We start from the raw sequence: 22,201 nt of genomic DNA on the forward strand, positions 1-22,201 counted from the left end.
AACATTCCCCTTTCTACTTTAATCTGAATAATTCAATACGTTCTTTCTCTTCTAGTTCAGCCAAATCTGTCAATAATGATGCATAAAAAGCCGCCAATTCTTGATTCTCCTGTTCATTGTAAACGAAATAAATCGAAGGCCCAAAACTAATTCTTGAAACACCTGAATTTAAATAATCTGCGATTGAATCTTCTTTGATATCAAGCATAATATTGATCGGCAATGTTGTTTCAGCTGCGATTTTCTTGATATGTTTTTTATTTTTTAAACCTGGTATAAAAATACCATCGATTCCCGTTTTTTCATAGGCTTTGATTCGAGTAATTGTTTGATTCAGCAGCCGCTCATTTTGATTATTTTGCACGATGTTGCCTGTAAAATATAAATCAGTTCTAACATTGATAAATAGATCTTTCTTCATGGCGTTGAGTTGTTGTTTGATGCAAATTAGTCGCTCACATTGTTCTTCTATGGAATACAAGGTATCTAGATTTGGTCTTTTGTCTTCAATATTGATACCGACCGCTCCGTTGTTGACAACTCCCTCAACATTTAAAGCTAAACCAGTTAAATTTGACGCGTAACCAGCTTCAATATCTACTGTGATATAGTGATTTTCTCCGTTCACTTGTTCTATAAAGCCTAATATTTCTTCAAAAGGCATCTTTTCACCATCTTGATAGCCGTAAAAGTCAGCCATTGCAAAACTTCCTGTGGGAATCAACTTTATCTTTTTTTGTATCAGCTCAGTGGCAGTTGTTACATCCCAGATATTCAGTAAAACAAGCGGTTTATCTTTTTTATGTGCTGTTCTGAATTGCATTACTTTTGCTTCTTTCATTTTTCATCGATCCCTTCATTTCGTAGCTTTATTTTACTGCTGATCTTTAGAAAGTTCTTTCGAAAAATGAACATCAATTTTTTTAGGCTTAGTTTTTTGGTGGATCACTCTTTTTGTGGACACCTTGTATTGTTCATCATCTACTCTGGCATAGCCAGTCGTTGTACTTCAATTCTTAGGGCTTTACCACTTTAAATTTGATGTATTCGAAACGAAGGGGAATGATTCTATAGTATGGGGACTTCTCTCCCTTTGGTCGCCAAGTATTGTTCATCATCTACTCTGGCATAGCCAGTCGTTGTACTTCAATTCTTAGGGCTTTACCACTTTAAATTTGATGTATTCGAAACGAAGGGGAATGATTCTATAGTACGGAGACTTCTCTCCCTCTGGTCGCCAAGTATTGTTCATCATCTACTCTGGCGGAGCCAGTCGTTGTCCTTCAATTCTTAGGGCTTTAACACTTGGAATTTGATGTATTCGAAACGAAGGGGAATGATTCTATAGTATGGGGACTTCTCTCCCTTTGGTCGCCAAGTATTGTTCATCATCTACTCTGGCGGAGCCAATCGTAGTGATTCACAACAAATAACCCACTCTTTGGGGAAGAGTGGGAAAAGGAGTTAAAAAATGAAAAAGTGTTTTGTTAGGGTTGTTTGTTTGGTATAAGCATATAATAACCTGAAATTGTGATTATTTTGTGGTGAAAAATTGGTTTCTTTATTACGATTTTTAGCGTTATTCTGAATTTCTTTTTAGATATTCATAGTCACAAAAAAATTAGAAAACTAACACAAAACAGATATACTATATTTCATTCACGTTCAAAAATATCTAAATATTATATATATAAACATTACATAAAAAATAAATATAAGTCTTTAACACAACTAATAATTCTACAATAGATAGCATTTACCCTTGTTTTTTATAAGTTTATCAAAAAATTAGAATTACAAAGAAAAATATGATAAATATTATACTTATACCTAATGTATAATTACATTTGTGAAAATATAACACTCTTTAAGTTTTTATATTTTTACGGTGTGAACATTATTAAAAAAAGGAAGGCACGTGTGGTGTAATGAAAGATTCATGGAAAAAAGGTTCGTTTAAGTTTTTGTTGTATTCAAGCACGATAGTCGTAGGAACTAGTTTTCCTGTGCAAACATTGGCTACAACGATAACACAAGTAAACCAAGCAGCTCAACCTGTTTTGGAAAAAGATTACATTAGTGTATTGAAAGAATACACCGTTGCAAAAGAAAACTATCTAGAAACCAAAGGCAAATACGATGCTGCATTAGATGCGTACAATCAATCAAAAACAGAAGCTGATAAAACTTATGAAGCAGCGGCTAAGCTTAAAGTTGATTTAGATGAGCAAAAAAAGATATACAAAGAACAGTTAGAGGATTTCGAAAAAGCTACTACGACTTACGAAGCACATAGAGCTACATATGAAACAAATAAGTCGAGTTTCGAAGCACATATTGAAGATTACAATAAAGCAAAAGAAGAGTACGAAGCAAAGCAAACTAGTTACCAAGCATTAGAATTAATTTTTAGTAACATGCAAAAAGACTATCTGAGTGCGCTCACAACGTATGAGAACTTGAACACTGAGGCTGAGACAAAAAAAGCTACTTATGAAACTTTACGTGTAGAGTACGAAAATAAACGTACAATCTATGATGAAGCTGCAACCGCGTATAAAAAGATTCAAGAAGCCTATAATGCGGCAAAAAAGAACTATAATGTGCAGCTGACAGATTATAATACACAAAAGCTTGCTTATGAAAAACTACTCAGCACTTATACGAATGAGAAAATCATTTATGACAAAAAAGCCACAGATTTCAATAAAGCTGCGCAATTATACAATACATTGAAAAATGAACTTGAAGCAGCTAAGACGGAATACACAACAATCAAATCTGAATACGATAAGGCTCTTGATGAATACAAAAAGCTAGTAACTGAGTACAATACAGCTAAAGAAAGCTATTTATCTGAAAAGACAGCATATGAAAAACGTTTATCAGAATTAGATACATCCATTCGCGATTACGAAACGAAGCTTACTGCTTACAATAAAATCAAAGATAACTATAAAGCCACGAAACAAGCTTATGAAGAAGCAAAAATCAATTACAATGATCTATCAACTCAATTAAAAGAATTAGCGAAACAATATGATACTGAACGTATCGCTTACGAAGCTGAAAAAACAACTTTTGATGAGAAAACGAAAACTTACGAAACAGCTAAAACAGCCTATGATCAACAAAAAGCAACCTATGAGGTTCAACTTACTGCCTATGAAACAGAATTGAATATGTACAATGAAAAAAGAACAGCCGCAGCAGAAATTCTTGCACAATATGAAGAAGGAACAGTAGAATATTCAACTGCCTTGGCTGCCTACAATGAAAATAATGATCGCTACAATGCAGTAAATAAGAACTATCAACAAGTGAAAGAACAGTCAGATTTACTGACAGAGCAATTTAAAGAAGTCCAAACAGCTTACGATAATGCAACAAGCGATTACCAAGTCATTGCGGCTTCTTATCAATCGATCAAGCAACAATATGATACTCTTATTACCAAATATAATCAGGCAAAACTTGATTACCAACAATTAGAAAAAGACTATCAAACAATCAGCGAAAGCTACACTCAAGTAATGAAAGTTTACACTGAAACAGAAACAGCATACAAAGCGGCACTTAAAGAATCCGAGGAAGTCAAAGTACAATTTACTCAGCTGAATGTATCTTACGAAGAGGTACAGACTAAATTTACAAATGGTTCAGACGTGTTTAAAACCACTGAAGAGAAATATATCGAGGCAAATAAAACCTATGAAGCGGTTAACCAAAAATACGAAAAAGCACGTGACGAATATGACCGCTTATTACCCGAATATCGAACGCTTAAAGATCAATTGGACCAATTAAAATTAGACCTCTCAGAAGCAAAAACAACTTTTACTAATTTGGGGCAAATACTGGCAACAACTAAAAATCAATATACAGATTTACAATCACAATATACTGAAACAAAGAATAACTTTAATGATGTAACAGAACAATATAAAAACTTAGGTCAAGAATACAGTACTGCTGAACTTGCATATAAAGCTGCAGCAACGGCAATTGCCAACGCAAAAGAATCCTTCGACCTTCGTGAAAATGAATATAAAGCTTTAGCAGCTTCCTATGTCAATCTTAAAATAGAGTATGAAAAAACCTTTGAGATTTACACTAGTACTTCGACTAAATTGAATGAAGTAACAGCTGAACAAAAAATACATGAAGATGAGTACAAAGCTATTTCAGAAGAATATGAAGCAGTAAAAGTTTCTTTTGAAAAACTTCATACAAAATATACTAGTGTTGACAAATTATACAACGATGCAAATGATGCATGGAAAAAAGCCGATACTGCTTATAAAGCAGCAAACGACAAATTAAAGTTACTTAATAGTGACTACACTGATGCACTTGGACTCTTCAATAGTCTACAAACAAAGTACGATCTTGCAAAAGAAAGCTTCACTACTGCAGCAAAACCTTATGAGGACGCATTAGCCGCCTATGAGAAGGCAGTTATCGCTGAAGGAGAAATTAACGCTGCTGTAACCAATATGAATCAAGTCTTTAAAAATTTTCCAGCTGATAAAATCACAGAAGCGAATTTTGATCATATTTCAGCTGACTTAGCAGCATGGCAAGCTACGTATGATACGGCTAAACAAGCACTAGATAAAGCATTGAATGAATCTTGGTTGTCCATTGACGACTACCAAACAAAAAGTGATGCCTACAACCTAAGCTCTATTGCACCTGAAAATTTAAAGGATAGATTAGGACTTGTTTATGATCCAGAAAATTTTAAAGAACTATTAATAGCTTATATTGCTGATGCTGAAAAAGTAATGAATCAAACTATTACTAACGCCAATGCTTTTAAAGCGGTTATTAAAGCGAATATAGACTATAAAAAGGAGTTTCAAGAATATTTAGCTGGCTGGCAACCAGGAAATGTAGGAGACCCTAATAATGAGCAAGAAAAATGGCTTGCTATTGTGAATGCAACGATCAATGTTGACTTTAGTCAACTGGGTTATTCTAATGATGACCTAGATTTGATGGATACTATGGAGAAATGGGATGAAGTCGTTTCAGCCTATGAAACTCAAGGATCAGAGGCAGTTAATCATCTTAAAAACTATGCAACATACATCATCGGTGTATCTGATAAGTGGACAGCGGCACATGCCGATATGCTTGCTGCAATAACTGAATTTGAAGGAATAACAGGAGAAACGATTAAAAAACCGACTACTAGCAATAGACTTTCAGGTGCTGCAGCTGGAGTAGCGGCTGAAGCAGATCGTGTCTATAATAACAGTCTCTCTACGCTTCATGACGATCCTTATGATCCAGATTCTGGCGAAACAGTGCTTGGGTGGTTAGACGGGCAAGGCGTTGGTTCTGCAATGAGTTGGCGCATTAGTGGTCAATCAAGACCCGTAGAAGTGACAGTTCCTAACTTTGTACCTAAAGAGTTAACAATTTCCTTAGGCAATCTGAATCTTCTGGAACTTACAGCTCCTGTGATTCCAGAAGTACCAGACATGCCATCAGCTCCTATCCCGCCAACAATTGAATTCAACATACCTGAAAAAGTGGAGCCTATAAAAGAGCCAGTTAATCCAGCGCTTGCGCCTTCCACCGTTTCAACAAAAACAATTGTTGGTATCACAGGAGTCAATTTACCAATTTTAACAGAAGAACGCCCATCAAAACCAACCGATTCAGCTATACCACTAGGTACCTCAGAGGGTGTAACTGACGTGGAATTAGAAGATAAAGAAGCGGAAGAAAGTGTTCAACCTGATGTTCCGGTTGAGTTAGAAGACTTAGGGGATGTTACAAATGTAGATCCATTAGAACGTCCAAAAGAGCTGGAAGAAGCACCAAAAGTTGAAGATCCGATTATTCCAGATATTACAGCGCCAGAAGAGGTAGATCCAACAACCCCTCCGGTAGAACAACCAATTGAGATCATAGCGCCAACAGAACCTAATACATTAGAAGCACCTGCAGCAAGTCAGCTGCCCGATGCTCCTGTTGCATTAGTAGATCCTAAAAAGAAGGCTGAAGAAAAAGTGCTGGCAACTACAAGTCCTGGATTAAATACAGTTGCTGATCCATCTAGGACTAAACTTCCAAATACTCGCTCTGAAAGAAGACTCCCAAATACGGGAACCGAGACTTCACTAATGAGTCAAGGAGTGGGCGCCTTTATGGCAGGAGCTGCTGGATCACTTCTTTTCTGGAAGAGAAAAAAAGGAAAACACAGTAAATAAAATTTAATTTTCTGACTAGTAAAAACAAGTATATTTTAATCTGAATAAAAAAGCTGAAAACCACGAAAATTTTTGTGGTTTTCAGCTTTTTTAAATTTTTATGTTATGAGAATATGTCTATTTTTATTTCTATCATGTGAGACTTAGGCTTTAGCACTTTAAATTTGATGTATTCGAAACGAAAGGGAGTGATTCACTAGTAAGGAGACTTCTCTCACTATGGTCGCAAAGTATTGTTCATCATCTACTCTGGCGGAGCCAGTCGTTGTCCTTCAATTCTTAGGGCTTTACCACTTTAAATTTGATGCATTCGAAACGAAAGAGAGTGATTCACTAGTAAGGAGACTTCTCTCACTATGGTCGCCAAGTATTGTTCATTATCTACTCTGGCGGAGCCAGTCGTAGTGATTCACAACAAATAACCCACTCTTTGGGGAAGAGTGGGAAAAGGAGTTAAAAAATGAAAAAGTGTTTTGTTAGGGTTGTTTGTTTGGTATGAATATATAATAACTTGAAATTGTGACTATTTTGTGTTGAAAAATTGGTTTCTTTATTACGATTGTTTGGTGAAATTCTGAATTTCTTTTAGTTTTCTATAATCTTAGCCAAATTCACAACGAGTTTGTTGTTCTCAATAATGCTTGTGTCGTACATCTGAACGAACCGCCGAATATCCTTGAAACTTCGTAATCCAATGTTTCAACTTTTATATCATATTCTTCCAATGCCGCAATCAATTCTGTAAATGCCTGATCTGTAACATACACAGATTCATTGATTGGAAGACCATTTGTCATCAATAAAGATGCGTCTTTTAAAGAAACGTTGATCTTATCCCAATTGCTTAGTTCCTTCGGCAGACCGTCTAAAAAGGCTTCTTCACAGCAAATCATCAAGCCCTCTCGAACCATACTTAATGCACAATCCAGATGTAATATATCTGGATGTAAACGCACAGGTATAACATTATAGTCCCAATGCGCTAAAAATGACTTCAGCCAATTGATTCCATTTAAATTACTAGCCAAACCAGAGTACCCAACAAATATCGTTTTACCGTATACTAAAACATCGCCGCCTTCTAAAAACGGTCCTACTTCACTTTCTGCTCCTTGCGAAATATCTGGTTGTGGTGCAGCTAAATAGACTGCTTCTGAATGGTTGGATTCCTCAATTAATATATCTCGAATTGGCAATATTTCCATACGTCGATGAGCAAATCTCAAGTTTCCTTCAATAACGAAATGTCCAAGCGTAAAAAATGGATCTCTGGAGAAGAAATTAGCATAACCATGTCCATTTTTTCTGCCTAACTCTTTTTCATATTCTGTCAACATTCTCGGTCTAATCACTTCTACCCCATAAGAAGTTAATAATGTAGCCATTTGCTCTTTCTCTTGTTCCCATTTTAGTTGCATATCCGGGTAAATTTCTGCTATATCGCCAACTTTATGATCAAATAGAGCCAAATTTTTTTCTGATAAAAAACTTGTATCTAACTCATCTTCCTCTTCTGGCAAACAGAATTGTGATTGCGCTAAAACAACTCTTTTTAACGGAGCAAATTCACTTTCTACAAAATTAGTTTTCATTAATTGTCAGTCCACCTATCATTACTTTTCCATCATTATAGCAAGATTTTGCTATTTTTTATAGAAAGATACTTTTTTGATCAATTAAAAAAACCAGTTCCCCATGTTGTATTTATCTGTCCGTCATCTGGGCCCACTGCAACATAGCGGCGAGCACCAGCTTGACTGATATAACTGATCCAAACATAACCCTTACTATGAAGATAGTGATCGTAGTTGATTGCCATCCCCGCTGAATAATAATCAAGTGCTGGACTGATCCTGTCATCTGGCTCTGTATCTCGGCTAACAGCTAATTGTCTATCTGGATAAAACGTTCCTGACATTGGGATCAAACTTAATGGTTGTTTTTGTGATTCAGGTTGAAGTTCAGGAGGATTTGGCTGAGGTTTCGGCTGATTACTTTCACCTTTCCCATAACGATAAATCGTTATCGTAGGGCACCCATTTAACGCCCAAATCGTATCATGATCATTGACGGTAATACCATTATAACCATAATTACAATGAATAATTTGCTCTTGATCATCTATAAAAATCCCCGTATGGCCAGAGGCTCCTCCAGAAGCTCCTCGATCTCCCCAGATAAAAATGTCTCCTTTTTTTGCAGGATAATTCCCAAATCCATCTTTTTTTACTTGGGTCCAACCACTGTTTTCTAAATGGAAGAAAAGTGTATCTGTATTCCCCATAATTCCAGTATTCAAAAAACCGCCGTTGATCAATGCGTAATAAACGGCACTTGAGCAATCATAGCTGTTAGGACCTAATCGCACGCTCATTGAGTACGTGACTTTTCCTTTACGCTCGGCCATCCATTTAATCATGTGTTCTATATTTGCCATCGTTTTTACTCCTTTCATTTATTTTTACTATAGAATCGTCTTATATTTTTACTATAGAATCGTCTTAGCTATTTCTTGAACTTTTTTGACGATTTCTTCATCTTCCATCCAGTTATCAGATTGAATCCATTGATGGATCAGCTTCATTTTATTCGGTGTTTCTGGATCTTTATTAAGAAATTGTTCCGATTCAGATAACTCATAAGCAATCGTATTCAGGATATCAATGTCCAGCCTTTTTTGTATTTGAAGTATATATGTTAACGATGGATTCCATCGTCTACTGCCAGCTAATTTAGCCTTTCCACCTACTAAGTCAGACCAATTCAGTTCTTTTTTTATTCTTATCTCATCGATTACTTCCCAAAAATCGGTGATTGTTTTGATTGTACGCATTATTTCTACCTCCTTTATTTTGATTTTCATTTGTACCTTGATTTTACTTAATATTGAGACATACGAACTCTTAACTTACTGTTAAAACTCTCCCTAATGCGGGTATTCATTTACACCTAAAAAAGGCTAATGTTTCATGTGAAACAAAAAGTATTTTGCATCCTTTATATAAATTAAGAAGAAAGTTTAAATATAAATAGTGCGCTCTTTATATATTATGTTAAAATTAACTAGTGTTATATAAAATATTTTAGTTTACAAGGAGAAGAAAAAAGGTAAAAGTGGGAATGGTTTGTTTTTTAATGGGAGCTTTAGTTCTTAGTGGTTGTGGTAAGGCAAATACTAGTTCAAGTTCAGCAAGCACTGCTGCTAGTACTAGCAGTCAGAGTCAGGAAGAAAGTTCAGAATCATCTACTAGTGAGCAGGTAGAAAAAATAGCAGAATCTGAAGCTGGTAACTCAAAACAGTTTAAGCTTATGATCGAAGGCGCTCAATCACAAGTTCCTAGCTTGAAAAAGCAATACGAAGGAATGTACTCTGATATTTCTATAACTGAAGGAGAAGATAGTACAATTGTTTATACCTATACATTTGCGCAAGCACCAGCTGCTGAAGTAGATGTCGAGGCTTTGAAACCTACATTAATTAAAGGATTAAAACCAGTAATCGATGGGGCTAAGATAGTGATCCCAGATGTTAAAATTCAAGTGATTTTCCTTAACCCAGATAAAACAGAATTAATTAATTTTGTTATTACGCAAGAAGATACAGATAGCATTGAGAGTGATACTGAGTAAAAAAAGAAAAAGCCATCCCTTTTTTAAAGGGTGGCTTTTTTTGTGTGTTATAGTTGTATCTTTGCTATCTTCCCTTGTTCGATATAGTCGAAATTTTGATTTTCATAAGTTTTCAAACAGATCAATGTTGTTAATTTACTATGTTTTTTAATAAAAATGGATTCATATATTTTCACTCACTCTTAATGAATGTTATCAAAATGTAGTTAAAAAAGGGACTATGGACATTGCTTCTTCTATTTATTTTTATACTTTGAAATTCTTTTATTGATGCACTTTAACAACTTATTATTTAAGAAACCTCGCTACATCTTTAATTGATGTAACGAGGCTTTTTAAATTATAAAGATGTTCTGATCACAAATGAAAATCAATATTTTTTAACGAGATCATTATTTCTATTTATTAAATCTAATCAATTAGATAGACAATAAACCCTTTCATTTCTCCTTCTAAAACAGTAGTTAGGATTTCTTTTTCCAAAAAAGGCAAAACAAAATCTATCAATATTTCTTCAAATATGTCTTTGAGGTTATTATCATCACCTAAAAAAATCAGTATAGTTATGCACAATTAACTGAAAATTATCTGTTTCAATCCAACTTAAATCTGTTAACCAATCAGTTATCCCTTCCCAACTATTAGCATCTGGCAATGTATATTCTTTTTGTAATACACTAAATAATTCCATTTTATTTGATATTTCATTGCCTTTCAAATTAACAATAAAACAGTTTCCTAATTTACTAGTAGGATCAGATTCGATATACTCACATTTTGTAGTATGGATTAATTCATTGCACATGTTTCACCCCAGTATATTATGAAAGCTCTCTCCACTTAATTTTTTTACATATAAAACTTGTAGCAGTTTCATCCTCAATATCATCGCTACTATACCAATAAAAATTCCCATCTTTTTCAAAGAAGCTAGCTTCAAATATTTCTAACGTTGAATCTAAAATATTATTTATATGAAACTGATTAACACCCTCTAAACAAAATTCAATCGTTGTCATAAATTCTGATTGTCTTTGAATAAATAGATTTACAACGGGATCCGTATTCATTATCATAGAGAAATCTTCATCTACATAAGTACCACTTGTATATTTCAAATCCTTTATGCAACTATCATGGAAATTATCTAGCGATTGCATTAATTCATCTATATCCGATTGAGTTTCTAAATTTTTCCATTCCATTTTTTATTCATCCTCACTTTAATCTTTTTGGCTTTTCAGGATTTGACCAATCCCATTTGTGTCTATGTGGAAACTCATGAGTTCCATCATCTGAGTGATTGAAATCTATATCTTCTGTAGCTCTACCTTTTTCATCATAATATCTTCGTTGTTTAACACTCCCATCAGGATTAAGAATATCTGCAGAAGAATTTGGTTTCCCATCTTTAGATAACCCTCCCTTTTGGATAACTATATGATTTGGCATTTTTCCACCATTTTTAATGACAGTTCTAGGATTAATTCCACTAGGCGTTTTAACGTCCCAGTTCCCCTTACTTTTATTTCTGTCCAGTGCATAATTTTTCCCATCCTTGCTCCCAGTAATAGGTGTCCTTTTAGGCGTAACTTGCCCAGCAGTCAATGGATTATTCGCATAATGACCTGCAATCCCTGTCGCGGCAATCATACTTGCAATAGTTGCCCAGCGTTGCGCTTTTTCAAGATCAGTTAAGGGTTTTCCTGTATCATAATTTTTTCCATCTCGTAATTCAATCGCTAATTTCGTCAAATAATCAGGTTCTTCTTTACCTAAAACCGCATCTCTGCCGTAAAGCTCTATCTGATTTTTTATCCATAAATCATACGCTTCGTTTACTCGGAAGTCTTCTTGAGTGATGCGATTTGGATCAATAACCCACATCCATCTTTTCGTTCCATTAATATCGACAAGCATATATTTGCGTTTATCCAATTCGCCTTGTAATTTCAAACCGTCTGCTTTTACTTGTTTTTCCCAGTTGTCTCGTTTGGCTTTCGCTCGATCTTCTATCTCTTTTGCTCGAGCTTTCCAGCGTTCATTGATTGGTTTCGCCCAACTCATATTTAAACAAGCCATATCAAATGTTCCTGTCGCTGGATTCCAAGCTTTGCAGTTTGCTACTTGATTCAAACCTGTACTAAATTCTGCTTCACTGGCTTCGTAATCAGAAAAGATACTCGCTGAATGGGTATTATATTCATGGAACTTTCTTAATTTCTCTCGGCGTTTCTCAATAGTCTCACAGGCATTCATGTAACGCCGTTCTAAATCAGGGCGTGTTGTTTTCGCTGTGCTCATTTGTTGTTCAATATTTCGCTTTACTTCTTCAAAACGAGCGATTTGTTCCAAAATTTCATCTTCAATCGTATTAATCCCGCAAACCATACTCTGATAGTCGCTAAGCAAGCGTTTATTCGCACTTTCCAGCGCTTCTCCTGTCATTATAGCAGATTGACACAACGGTGTGTAAGCCACCATGAAATAGCTTTTAGCTGAATCATACGCCTTACTAGATAATGGTGCTGATAAAAAAGACTGAATACTTGTTTGTAGTGAAGCAATTGCTTGGCTTGCCTGATTATTCATTCGAGAAGCTTGATTGGCTTGTGCTTGAACTTCACCGATATAAAAACTAAGTCCCACCTGACTCTCCCTCCTTTTGCTTCCAAAAAGAAGTTTGTTCTGCATTTTCGGATTCTTCTTGATCTAACAACGAGCGATATTCTTTTTGTAGCTCAACTTGTTGCTCTTCAAGTTCTAGTTGCACTTTTTTAGCTAGATGAAGACTTTCGTCTCCCCGGTCTTGGTAAAAAGCGCGTTCCTCTGTTTCACAACTATTCAAAACAAATTCATACGCTTGTTGCTCTTTTTGTTGGAGGTAGAAAAAAGCGTCTTGTTGCTCTTCTACTTGGCGTAGTTCTTTCTTTATACCTAGTTGATCCTGTTGCAACTGTTCAATTCGCATACGAAACTGATAATTTTTTTGATCATAATCTATATCGTTCATCGAAAACCTCCCAAATTGTTTAAGTTTGTCAATTGAGCAATATTCTGATCGACCTTTTCAAATTCTTTCGCAACGGAATGAATGTTATTTCCCGCAGAAACGACGCTGGAAGATAACAACTTTAGTCCCTGTTCATATTTATTCATTGCTTGTTTGGCTTTTGCGTTGCCCAAGACATTGGTACCTGATGAGACGGTTGAAGCACTGATACTATTCAATGTACTAGCAGATTGACTAAAACAAGCCGAAATGCCTCCTGCAATGCTCATATAACTGTTAATTGTCATTTAAATACTCCTTTATTGCCTTTTAATATTCTCATCATCAACGGAATACCAAAAACTTTTCGTTGTTTATATTTTATCGTGCGAAAAGAACCTAAGACAATTGGTCTTTTTCCCCTATTTGAGAATTTTTTTATCTAATTTTCTTATAGATTTACTTTAAGCTTTTCAATAAAATAAAGAGACTCAACAATTGTGCTGAATCTCTGTCCTATTTACACTATAACTACTTTTCATTTCAATATCCCTATAGGAAAATCATTTTCATCTATTTTTACAGTATTGGTATTTGTATACGTCAAAACTTTTACTTCTTCTTTCACTGCTTTTAATGTTTGTTCATCTCCTACAAATTCCAATAAAATAATATATGTTTGGATATTTTTCATGTAGAACATTTCTCCTGTTATCAAATACCCTAATAAGTTCTTTAAGTACTCAATATTTAAAGCCAGTCGGTAACCTGTTTTACTTATAGCCAATGTTTCTGTTTTTTGTAAATACTTTTTGGCTCCAACAAAATCTTTTCTGTAAATCCTTGATGTAATCAAATTTATCAGGATTTGATAAGCATTTTTTTTAATATCTTCTGTTCTTGAAATTTCATCCTGGATAGGTATAGCTCTAGACAATAGATACTCTTGTTGATCATCTCTCATAAGTATGATCGTATTACTAATTATCATATAATCATATTGTTGATAATACTCTTTAAACTTCAAGTAATTAAACAATTGATCTAACTCTTGTGTCGATACAGAATCAATTTCATCCCACAGTCTTGAGAAATATAATTTAATATTAAAGTAATTAACTAATTCTTTCAAACTCTTATTTTTCATCTTAACTGAATTATAATAACGTATAAGTTCTTTTTTTGTTGAATCTTTTTCAGGATCTTCAGCACAATAGTAAAATAATGTTCTCCATTCATCTTGAGATTTATCTATTAAACATTTTCCAAAAAATTCTTCCACTGTTAAAGACATTATGTTCAACACTTCGATCAAGGCATCTACTTTTATAGATTGCTCCCCTTGCTCGATTCGTGAAATAGAAGAACTTTCCACATAATCATTGACTAGTTCTTTTTGTCTAAAATTCAATTTTTTTCTAAAAAAGCTAATTGTTTCACCTATATTCATAACTATCCTCCAAAAACCCATATATGGGCTATCTATCTAATTTGGATTATAAAATAACCTTAATTTCTAAACTGTTTGACAACTTTTCCCATTTGTGGATATATGCAACAGAAACATTTATTTATTACTTTAATGTTGATATACTGTACCTAATAAAATTGATTTTTTATTAGCCGTTATAGAGGAGGAAAGATTTATATTTAAATTGATTATTTCTTATGTGGATGCCTTTTATCAATGGTAAGAATTGTATAAAATTTCCATTGTATATTAAAATATTAGGGAAATGAAAATATGAAGTGATATTGCTCCTATTTGTGATTTTATCAATAATAACATTTTATCACATATCTATAACACTATCACTACAACTTTATATTCATTAAACAAGAAAAATAAAGTCTAATTTATTTAGAAAAAAGCGCAATTTTCTATGACTAACAATACTGTAATAACCACATACGGAAATCGTTAATATTGTTAAGAAAGTGATTCGGTCAAACTTTATAATCCATGTTCCTCCTCCTATAACAAATTGAATATCCAAAAAAAGACCTATCAACAAACAGGTCTTTTTTCAATATACGTATTTATTTTCAATTTCTATTTAATTCTCAAGTATTTTCCGGTTTCACTTTCGCTATCTTCCCTTGTTCAATATAAACCATCAAAATCGATACATCCGCTGGGTTCACTCCGCTGATTCGACTTGCTTGAGCAATTGTTTCTGGTTGGATTTTTTGTAATTTTTGTCTTGCTTCTGTTGCCAAACCATTGATTGCTTCGTAATCGATATTTTCTGGAATTCGTTTGGCTTCCATTCGTTTTAGTTTATCGACTTTTTCTAACGCTTTTTTGATGTAGCCTTCATATTTGATTTGAATTTCCACTTGCTCAATGACTTTATCATCTAACTCTTCGTCTACTGCTGGGATAAATTGAGTGACTTCATGATACGTCAATTCTGGGCGTTTTAAGAAGTCGCTGGCTAAGACCCCATCTTTCAATGGAACAGAACCTTTCTCTTCTAGAAACGCTTGTACGTCCTTCGTAGGCTTGACTCTGACTGAACTCAAACGAGCAATTTCTGCTTCGACTGCTTTTTTCTTTTCAAGATAGGCTGTATATTGGTCTTCTTTAACCAAGCCGATTTCATGACCTTTTTCTGTTAAACGCAAATCAGCATTATCATGACGTAAAATCAAACGGTATTCAGCTCTTGATGTTAGTAAACGATAAGGTTCATTGGTTCCTTTTGTCACTAAATCATCGATCATCACACCGATGTAGCCATCACTACGTTTCATAACAAACGGATCTTTGCCTTGCACTTTAAGTGCCGCATTGATTCCTGCGATCAAACCTTGACCTGCTGCTTCTTCATACCCACTGGTCCCGTTGGTTTGTCCTGCTGTAAATAAGCCATCGATCACTTTGGTTTCAAGTGTTGGGCGTAATTGATGCGGCACGACGACATCATACTCGATCGCATATCCTGTACGCATCATTTCAGCTTTTTCTAAACCAGCAATCGAATGTAAAATATCAGTTTGGACATCTTCTGGTAGTGAAGTTGATAATCCTTGAACATAGACTTCTTCTGTATTTAATCCTTCTGGTTCTAAAAATAATTGATGGCGCGGTTTGTCAGAGAAACGAACGATTTTATCCTCGATCGATGGACAGTAACGAGCACCTACTCCTTCAACAATTCCAGTAAACATCGGCGCACGGTGTAGATTATCTTGAATGATTTCATGGGTTCCTTCGTTCGTGTAAGTCAACCAGCAAGACCGTTGATCTAAATTATAAGCAGTATCTGGTGTACTAAAACTAAAGTGATTTGGTTGCTCATCCCCTGGTTGTTCTTCTGTAACAGAATAATCGATCGTACTAGATTTCACGCGAGGTGGCGTCCCTGTTTTAAAACGATCCATTTCAAGACCTAATTCTTTTAAATGATCCGCTAAACCAATAGATGGCAACGAATTGTTTGGACCAGAAGAATATTTTAACTCACCGATGATGATTTCTCCTCGAAGTGCTGTTCCGGCTGTAATGATTACCGCCTTACTCTGATATTGTGCTCCTGTTGTTGTCACAACGCCTTGGCAAATACCGTCTTCTACAATCAAACGCTCCACGATTCCTTGGCGTAATGATAAGTTGTCAGTACGTTCGATCGTGTGTTTCATTTCAGTAGCGTAAGCATGTTTGTCCGCTTGGGCGCGCAACGCGCGAACGGCCGGACCTTTTCCTGTGTTTAGCATCCGCATTTGGATGTATGTTTTGTCTATATTATGACCCATTTCGCCGCCTAATGCATCGATTTCCCGCACCACGACGCCTTTGGCTGGACCTCCCACTGATGGGTTACATGGCATAAAGGCCACCATATCTAAATTAATGGTTAGGAGCAGTGTTTTGCTGCCCATACGAGCGGATGCTAAGGCGGCTTCTGAGCCTGCGTGGCCTGCTCCGACTACGATTACATCATACGATTCTGCTTTAAATTGATTCATCGACTCTTCCTCTCTATTTTCCTAAACAAAATTGGCTGAATAATTGGGTGATCAGTTCGTCTTGAACACTATCACCGACGATTTCACCTAAAAAGTCCCAGCAGCGAGTCATATCCATTTGGACTAAATCCACTGGCATGCCAGCTTCGATTCCGCGAATGACTTCATCTAGCGCTATTGCTGCTTGATCTAGTAAGGCGATATGGCGGGTATTGGAGACATATGTGGCATCTTTTTCCCCTGTTTGTCCGCCGAAAAATAAATCAGCGATTTTTAATTCTAATTGTTCCATCCCTGTATTGGACAAAACGGAAACTGGTAAAATTTCTTCATCCTTAACAAGTTGCTTTAATTCTTCTCGGTCTAATTGAGAAGGTAAGTCCATTTTATTGAGTAAGATCACACGTTTTAGCCCTTCTGTAGCAGTTAATAATTGACGATCCTCCTCACTTAGCGGCTCATTCTGGTTAAGGACCAGTAAAATCAAATCAGATTCAGCTAACGCTTTACGACTACGTTCAACACCGATTCGTTCTACGATATCTTCTGTTTCTCTAATACCAGCTGTGTCGATCAATTTCAACGGCACACCGCGGACATTGACGTATTCTTCGATGACATCGCGTGTTGTTCCAGCAATATCCGTTACAATGGCTTTTTCTTCCCGTAATAAATGATTCAATAAGCTCGATTTCCCAACGTTTGGGCGTCCAATAATGGCTGTGCTTAGACCTTCACGTAAAATTTTTCCTTGTTTCGCTGTTGTCAATAATCCTTCGATCTGAGCTTTGACGAAACCAGCTTTTTCAAGTAGTAATTTCGTCGTTAACTCTTCTACATCATCGTATTCAGGATAATCGATATTTACTTCTACTTGCGCTAATGTCTCTAAAATTTCTTGTCTTAATGAGCGAATCAAGGAAGATAGATTTCCATCTAATTGATCCAATGCAACATGCATTGCTCGATCCGTTTTCGCTCGGATCAAATCCATCACAGCTTCTGCTTGAGATAAATCCATTCGCCCATTTAGAAACGCTCGCTTCGTAAATTCACCAGGTTCGGCCAAACGTGCACCTTCTCTTAACAATAGCTGCAATAATTGATTAACAACGACAATTCCGCCGTGACAGTTGATTTCAACAACATCTTCTCTGGTAAATGTTTTTGGTGCCCGCATCACAGAAACCATCACTTCATCTAACAAGCTATCATCTTTAGGATCAAGAATATGACCATAATGAATCGTGTGAGTAGGTACATCGTTCAACTGTTTACTTCCTGAACGATACACTTTATTTGCAATAGTGATCGCTTCATCACCACTTAAACGGACAATGCTGATGGCTCCTTCACCAGGAGGCGTTGAAATTGCGGCGATCGTATCGAATTCTAATGTTATTTGTTGCATGATTGACTTCCTTTCATTAAATGAATTGAGCTGTTTTTCGCGTAATAATTATTATGTTAAACGACTCTTATCTGCTTTAAAACTATGTATACATCTAATTTTGTCTACAAAAAAAGCGCCCACTCCACCCCTATTTTTTCAGGTTGGATCTAGCACTTTCACTGCATCAATTCCTATTAATTTCTTGAAATAGAATAGCATATTTTTATATTTTTCGCAAGATTGTTTATTTACTAAAAGTGTTCGTTAACTTTGCATTTCTTTCTTTTTATCTTTAAAATAAACTTATATAAGGCGAGGAGGTTCCTATGATGAAACGAACAAAAAAAGACGAATTCAATGAACAAGAATTAGAAAATCGTTTAAATGGAATCACATTATCTACAGGAAACGTTAGTAGAAAGTATATCGTTCGAGATATTGTTTTTGCGACAGATCGAATTGAGACCGATTTATTTTCACCCGATGTCAATCCAAATGATGTCTTCAGTGGCGTGTATCGTCAACTAAAAGTGATCGCATTTGAATATGAAGCAGATGCTGTGATCAACTGCCATTTTGAAGAAAAATATGTGGAGTACCAAGGGAAATGGGTCGTGGAAATATTTGCTTATGGTACAGTCGTACAATTTACACAAACCAATATTGGCTAAATAAAAAAACCTGATTCTAAAAGAACCAGGCTGGAAGAAGCACGAATGCTTCGACTACTTTATCATCGTATTTTGTACGTTGATAAGAATGATTTCGTTTAAAATATACTTTGTTTAACAGTATTTGTCAATGTATTTTTTTATGACGTTGCTTGATTTAAATAAAAAATGACCCTTTAAAAAATTGCTTTTAAAGGGTCATTTTTATTGCTTAATAATGCTTTTTCGCAGGTTCAACCACTAAGTAGCGATACGGTTCATCGCCTTCTGAATGTGTCTTGATGTGATCATCTTTACTCAAGGTAAAGTGAATTTGTTTTCTTTCAAATGCTGGCATTGGTTCTAGAAAGACTGGACGACCAGTTTGTTTGACTTTTTCTGCCGTTCTTTCTGCTAAACGTTGTAAAATTGCTTGACGTTTTTCGCGATAATCGCCAACATTTACCACGACTGACAATTTATTTTCTGCAACACGATGGACAAAAACTTGTGCTAAATATTGCAGAGCGTTTAGGACTTTTCCATGTTTTCCAATCAAAATCCCTTGTTTATCTGTATCTAAATGGAAAACCAACAACCCATCTTTACGTTCTAAGCGGACTAAAGCCGGCGCATTCAACTCTTTTGAAATGGTTGTTAAATACATTGCTAATTCAGTGATTGCTTCTTCGTCATTTAAGTTTTCCAAGACTTTGGGCTGTGAGGAATCAGAATCTGATGTTTTAGCTGCTAACAATTCTTCAACAGCTGTTTCTACTTTAACTTCCTCATCTGTCACAATAATATCTTCGACTGTCTCTGCAACTGCTTCTGAAATTTGTTCACTAACAGTAGGTTCAATCGATACTTGAGCAAGTTTTTTACCAAAACCTAAGAAACCTTTCTTAGCGTCTGTGATCACGCTGATCTCTACTTCTTCTTTTGATAAATTCAGTGCGTTTAAGCCCTTAGTTGTTGCTTCTTCAATTGTGTTTCCCTCATATACCGGCATCTGGAAAACCTCCTTTTATTTTTTCTTATTTTTTTTCTTAGGATTCATTGCTTTCTTCAATGCTCGTTCGCGTTCTTTCACTTGTCGTTCTGCTTCAGCACGCTCTTTACGGATTTTGAATGGATTATTGATCAATAATGTTTGACCCACTTGGAAAGCGTTAGAAACCACCCAATAAAGTGATAACCCGCTGGCTAAGCTCATCCCCATAACAAAAATCATAACTGGCATTACAAAGTTCATGATTTTCAATGACGCATTTGATTCGATCTGACTCATACTTGTTAAATAACTGCTGGCAAATGTAAACACAGCTGCAAGAATCGGTAGAATTAGATACGGATCGGGTTGACCTAAATTCAGCCACATAAAACTTCCTTGCTTCAATTCAGGTACACGAGAAATCGATTGATATAGTGCCATCATAATCGGCATTTGAATCAATAATGGTAAACACCCAGCATAAGGGTTTACATTATTTTCGGCATATAATTTTTGTTGTTCTTCACGGAATAAACGTTGTGTTTCTGGATCTTTTGATGAATATTGTTTTTGTAGCGCTTTTAATTTTGGTTGTAATTCTTGGGTCTTACGCATGCTTTTCGTTTGGAAATGCATTAATGGTAATAAAATGATTCGAATCACTAATGTAAACAGAATGATCCCGATACCAGTATTTGCTGAAATGGATAAGAATTTGATCGCCTCAGCGAAATAATAGACAATATAGCGGTCCCAAATTCCTGTACTACTTTCATTAATCGGGGCTGTTCCACAGGCAGACAACACAAAAACAAGTGTAACTAAGCCTGCCATCAATAATAGGCGTTTATACTTCTTCACAAAACTGTTCCTCTCTTATTTCAAAATTTTTGCAAGTTTTAAAACATGCGTCACGTTGCTGTGAATTTCTTCCGATGTCAACTTGTCGACGCCGGGTCTCGCGATAATAATAAAATCACAAGATGGATCGATCGATTCTTTTAATTGGTAGATCGATGTACGAACTTTCCGTTTTACAGCATTTCTGACAACCGCATTCCCAATTTTTTTCCCTACGGATATCCCTACCCGAAAATGCTTTTGTTCTGGCTTTTCCAACACATAGACGACAAATCTTCGATTCGCACAAGACTGTTTGTGTTGAAACACTGCCTGAAATTCTTTTTCTTTTTTTACTCTATAGGATTTCTTCATATGCATCCCTTTGTTTCTTTCTGTCTTTCTTTTTTGCTCACTCTACAATAATAGCATATCTCAGTCAAAATTTTCCAAATTTCAGGGAAAATATCCAGAGATTTTGGTGATAATGACCCTAATTTCATATATTATCATTTTTTTGATTTTTTTTCACTTTTTTTCTTATGAAATAGACGTATTCAAAAGTCATGATTGAATAGATCATCACGTTTCTTTTAATCGACTTATATTTTTGTGTGCAACAAGTTCATGAGAGAAAGCAAAGAACCCTTTATTATGTCCACAGATACTTTGTGAAGATAATAAAGGGTTCTTAGTTTAAACTTGATTCGTTATTTAAAATCAACATAGATTATGCTGAAATAACTTTTCTGCCTTTACGACGTCTGCTCGCTAATACGTTGCGACCATTTTTTGTGCTCATGCGTTTACGGAAACCGTGAACTTTTTGACGTTTGCGTTTGTTTGGTTGATACGTTCTTTTCATCTCTTGTTCCACCTCCTGAAATTGTAACTATCCATCAATACATAGACATACTTTGATAGTATAACTAGTATTGGGTAGATTTGTCAATAAATTTTCAGGAATTAATTTTTCCCTCAATCTAAATAAGTTATCCACAAAACGAAAAAGTTTAGGGATAACTTGTGGATAGTTTTTTCAACGATCTCATTCTATTTTTAGTTTCCTCCACACTTATGCACAAAAAAACAGGTTGTTAAAAAGTTATGCACACTTCGTTTTTTTGTTGTGTATAACTTTTTAAAAAGCTTGATTTCATTAGCTTTGTTTTACAGAATATGTTGTGGATAAATAAAATAACTATGAGAAATCCACCGTTTATTTCTTCTGTGTGGATAAGTTTATAACCTTCTGTGAATTTTTTTTCCACAATTCACAATTTGCCTGTGGAAAAAGTTCCGAAAAAATGCTAAAATTCTATTTGCTTATCTATTTATATTTGCTCTGCTTTTTTATATAGACAAATTTTATCTAGCTGCACAAGCCAGCGCTTCTGAAAAAAGCTAAAAATATGACCCAGGTAAAAAGTATCTTCGTCATATTTTCCTATTTTTCTGTCAGAGATCAGCCAGCTTGTTCCGCTTTTAAACTAAGGAGGTCACCAT

At 35.3% G+C, this 22,201-nt stretch carries 19 protein-coding genes; 3 read left to right on the forward strand and 16 right to left on the reverse strand.

Features of this window, described 5'->3' with window-relative positions:
* Positions 1-13 precede the first annotated feature (13 nt).
* Positions 14-841, reverse strand: a complete 828-nt coding sequence (locus tag AC4BB7_RS17830; protein WP_490483957.1) for an isocitrate lyase/PEP mutase family protein — start codon at positions 839-841, stop codon at positions 14-16.
* Between the two features lie 1,087 nt (positions 842-1,928).
* Between AC4BB7_RS17830 and AC4BB7_RS17835 the strand changes: the two genes are divergently transcribed.
* Positions 1,929-6,224 carry an LPXTG cell wall anchor domain-containing protein gene (locus AC4BB7_RS17835; RefSeq protein WP_490483958.1) on the forward strand — a complete coding sequence of 1,432 codons (4,296 nt, stop codon included), beginning with the start codon at positions 1,929-1,931 and terminating at the stop codon, positions 6,222-6,224.
* A gap of 611 nt (positions 6,225-6,835) precedes the next feature.
* Here the strand turns inward: AC4BB7_RS17835 and AC4BB7_RS17840 are convergent.
* The 3 genes from AC4BB7_RS17840 to AC4BB7_RS17850 all read right to left on the reverse strand — a co-directional run bounded on the left by AC4BB7_RS17840 (position 6,836) and on the right by AC4BB7_RS17850 (position 9,057).
* The gene (locus AC4BB7_RS17840) at positions 6,836-7,816 is read right to left on the reverse strand and encodes a dimethylarginine dimethylaminohydrolase family protein (RefSeq protein ID WP_490483959.1); all 981 of its coding nucleotides are present in this window, start codon (positions 7,814-7,816) and stop codon (positions 6,836-6,838) included.
* Between the two features lie 80 nt (positions 7,817-7,896).
* Positions 7,897-8,661, reverse strand: coding sequence for a peptidoglycan amidohydrolase family protein (locus tag AC4BB7_RS17845; RefSeq protein WP_490483960.1), 765 nt, complete (start codon positions 8,659-8,661; stop codon positions 7,897-7,899).
* A 51-nt stretch (positions 8,662-8,712) separates the two neighbouring features.
* Complete coding sequence (locus AC4BB7_RS17850; RefSeq protein WP_490483961.1) at positions 8,713-9,057, reverse strand: hypothetical protein; 345 nt, start codon at positions 9,055-9,057, stop codon at positions 8,713-8,715.
* A 287-nt stretch (positions 9,058-9,344) separates the two neighbouring features.
* On the opposite strand from AC4BB7_RS17850, the gene AC4BB7_RS17855 reads away from it, so the two are divergent.
* Complete coding sequence (locus AC4BB7_RS17855) at positions 9,345-9,854, forward strand: hypothetical protein (RefSeq protein WP_490483962.1); 510 nt, start codon at positions 9,345-9,347, stop codon at positions 9,852-9,854.
* Positions 9,855-10,395: 541 nt separating this feature from the next.
* Here the strand turns inward: AC4BB7_RS17855 and AC4BB7_RS17860 are convergent.
* The 8 genes from AC4BB7_RS17860 to mnmE all read right to left on the reverse strand — a co-directional run bounded on the left by AC4BB7_RS17860 (position 10,396) and on the right by mnmE (position 18,229).
* A complete protein-coding gene (locus tag AC4BB7_RS17860; RefSeq protein WP_490483963.1) occupies positions 10,396-10,659 on the reverse strand; it encodes a barstar family protein in 264 nt (87 codons plus the stop codon).
* 16 nt (positions 10,660-10,675) lie between these two features.
* Positions 10,676-11,059: a hypothetical protein gene (locus tag AC4BB7_RS17865; protein WP_086314764.1), complete on the reverse strand. Its 384-nt coding sequence runs from the start codon at positions 11,057-11,059 to the stop codon at positions 10,676-10,678.
* Between the two features lie 13 nt (positions 11,060-11,072).
* Complete coding sequence (locus AC4BB7_RS17870) at positions 11,073-12,503, reverse strand: T7SS effector LXG polymorphic toxin (protein WP_490483964.1); 1,431 nt, start codon at positions 12,501-12,503, stop codon at positions 11,073-11,075.
* Positions 12,493-12,867: a hypothetical protein gene (locus AC4BB7_RS17875; RefSeq protein ID WP_490483965.1), complete on the reverse strand. Its 375-nt coding sequence runs from the start codon at positions 12,865-12,867 to the stop codon at positions 12,493-12,495. Before AC4BB7_RS17875 ends, AC4BB7_RS17870 begins: the two co-directional genes overlap by 11 nt.
* On the reverse strand, positions 12,864-13,154 hold the full coding sequence (locus AC4BB7_RS17880; protein WP_490483966.1) for a TIGR04197 family type VII secretion effector: 291 nt from the start codon (positions 13,152-13,154) through the stop codon (positions 12,864-12,866). Before AC4BB7_RS17880 ends, AC4BB7_RS17875 begins: the two co-directional genes overlap by 4 nt.
* A gap of 230 nt (positions 13,155-13,384) precedes the next feature.
* On the reverse strand, positions 13,385-14,296 hold the full coding sequence (locus AC4BB7_RS17885) for a helix-turn-helix domain-containing protein (protein WP_490483967.1): 912 nt from the start codon (positions 14,294-14,296) through the stop codon (positions 13,385-13,387).
* A 614-nt stretch (positions 14,297-14,910) separates the two neighbouring features.
* Positions 14,911-16,818, reverse strand: a complete 1,908-nt coding sequence (mnmG, locus tag AC4BB7_RS17890; RefSeq protein WP_490483968.1) for a tRNA uridine-5-carboxymethylaminomethyl(34) synthesis enzyme MnmG — start codon at positions 16,816-16,818, stop codon at positions 14,911-14,913.
* Between the two features lie 13 nt (positions 16,819-16,831).
* Positions 16,832-18,229: a tRNA uridine-5-carboxymethylaminomethyl(34) synthesis GTPase MnmE gene (mnmE, locus tag AC4BB7_RS17895; protein WP_086314770.1), complete on the reverse strand. Its 1,398-nt coding sequence runs from the start codon at positions 18,227-18,229 to the stop codon at positions 16,832-16,834.
* A gap of 311 nt (positions 18,230-18,540) precedes the next feature.
* On the opposite strand from mnmE, the gene AC4BB7_RS17900 reads away from it, so the two are divergent.
* Positions 18,541-18,882, forward strand: coding sequence for a hypothetical protein (locus AC4BB7_RS17900; protein ID WP_086314771.1), 342 nt, complete (start codon positions 18,541-18,543; stop codon positions 18,880-18,882).
* 211 nt (positions 18,883-19,093) lie between these two features.
* Here AC4BB7_RS17900 and jag read toward each other — a convergent pair whose 3' ends face one another.
* From jag to rpmH, 4 genes are all read right to left on the reverse strand, one after another.
* On the reverse strand, positions 19,094-19,873 hold the full coding sequence (gene jag / locus AC4BB7_RS17905; RefSeq protein WP_086314772.1) for an RNA-binding cell elongation regulator Jag/EloR: 780 nt from the start codon (positions 19,871-19,873) through the stop codon (positions 19,094-19,096).
* Positions 19,874-19,888: 15 nt separating this feature from the next.
* The gene (locus tag AC4BB7_RS17910; protein ID WP_086314773.1) at positions 19,889-20,716 is read right to left on the reverse strand and encodes a YidC/Oxa1 family membrane protein insertase; all 828 of its coding nucleotides are present in this window, start codon (positions 20,714-20,716) and stop codon (positions 19,889-19,891) included.
* A gap of 15 nt (positions 20,717-20,731) precedes the next feature.
* Entirely contained in the window at positions 20,732-21,070 is a 339-nt protein-coding gene (gene rnpA, locus AC4BB7_RS17915) for a ribonuclease P protein component (protein ID WP_086315697.1), read from the reverse strand.
* Between the two features lie 355 nt (positions 21,071-21,425).
* Positions 21,426-21,560, reverse strand: a complete 135-nt coding sequence (gene rpmH, locus AC4BB7_RS17920; RefSeq protein WP_010762140.1) for a 50S ribosomal protein L34 — start codon at positions 21,558-21,560, stop codon at positions 21,426-21,428.
* Between the last annotated feature and the right edge of the window lie 641 nt (positions 21,561-22,201).

The organism is Enterococcus sp. AAFC-DPL-5182, from assembly GCF_058216605.1.

What these genes read in the sequence shown, in the direction of transcription:
- AC4BB7_RS17835 (WP_490483958.1), top strand. Translation starts at nt 1,929, where the DNA reads ATGAAAGATTCATGGAAAAAAGGTTCGTTTAAGTTTTTGTTGTATTCA.
- AC4BB7_RS17875 (WP_490483965.1), bottom strand. Translation starts at nt 12,867, where the DNA reads ATGAACGATATAGATTATGATCAAAAAAATTATCAGTTTCGTATGCGA.
- AC4BB7_RS17900 (WP_086314771.1), top strand. Translation starts at nt 18,541, where the DNA reads ATGAAACGAACAAAAAAAGACGAATTCAATGAACAAGAATTAGAAAAT.
- AC4BB7_RS17885 (WP_490483967.1), bottom strand. Translation starts at nt 14,296, where the DNA reads ATGAATATAGGTGAAACAATTAGCTTTTTTAGAAAAAAATTGAATTTT.
- rnpA (WP_086315697.1), bottom strand. Translation starts at nt 21,070, where the DNA reads ATGAAGAAATCCTATAGAGTAAAAAAAGAAAAAGAATTTCAGGCAGTG.
- AC4BB7_RS17830 (WP_490483957.1), bottom strand. Translation starts at nt 841, where the DNA reads ATGAAAGAAGCAAAAGTAATGCAATTCAGAACAGCACATAAAAAAGAT.
- AC4BB7_RS17840 (WP_490483959.1), bottom strand. Translation starts at nt 7,816, where the DNA reads ATGAAAACTAATTTTGTAGAAAGTGAATTTGCTCCGTTAAAAAGAGTT.
- AC4BB7_RS17855 (WP_490483962.1), top strand. Translation starts at nt 9,345, where the DNA reads ATGGTTTGTTTTTTAATGGGAGCTTTAGTTCTTAGTGGTTGTGGTAAG.
- jag (WP_086314772.1), bottom strand. Translation starts at nt 19,873, where the DNA reads ATGCCGGTATATGAGGGAAACACAATTGAAGAAGCAACAACTAAGGGC.
- rpmH (WP_010762140.1), bottom strand. Translation starts at nt 21,560, where the DNA reads ATGAAAAGAACGTATCAACCAAACAAACGCAAACGTCAAAAAGTTCAC.
- AC4BB7_RS17865 (WP_086314764.1), bottom strand. Translation starts at nt 11,059, where the DNA reads ATGGAATGGAAAAATTTAGAAACTCAATCGGATATAGATGAATTAATG.
- AC4BB7_RS17850 (WP_490483961.1), bottom strand. Translation starts at nt 9,057, where the DNA reads ATGCGTACAATCAAAACAATCACCGATTTTTGGGAAGTAATCGATGAG.
- AC4BB7_RS17845 (WP_490483960.1), bottom strand. Translation starts at nt 8,661, where the DNA reads ATGGCAAATATAGAACACATGATTAAATGGATGGCCGAGCGTAAAGGA.
- mnmG (WP_490483968.1), bottom strand. Translation starts at nt 16,818, where the DNA reads ATGAATCAATTTAAAGCAGAATCGTATGATGTAATCGTAGTCGGAGCA.
- mnmE (WP_086314770.1), bottom strand. Translation starts at nt 18,229, where the DNA reads ATGCAACAAATAACATTAGAATTCGATACGATCGCCGCAATTTCAACG.
- AC4BB7_RS17880 (WP_490483966.1), bottom strand. Translation starts at nt 13,154, where the DNA reads ATGACAATTAACAGTTATATGAGCATTGCAGGAGGCATTTCGGCTTGT.
- AC4BB7_RS17860 (WP_490483963.1), bottom strand. Translation starts at nt 10,659, where the DNA reads ATGTGCAATGAATTAATCCATACTACAAAATGTGAGTATATCGAATCT.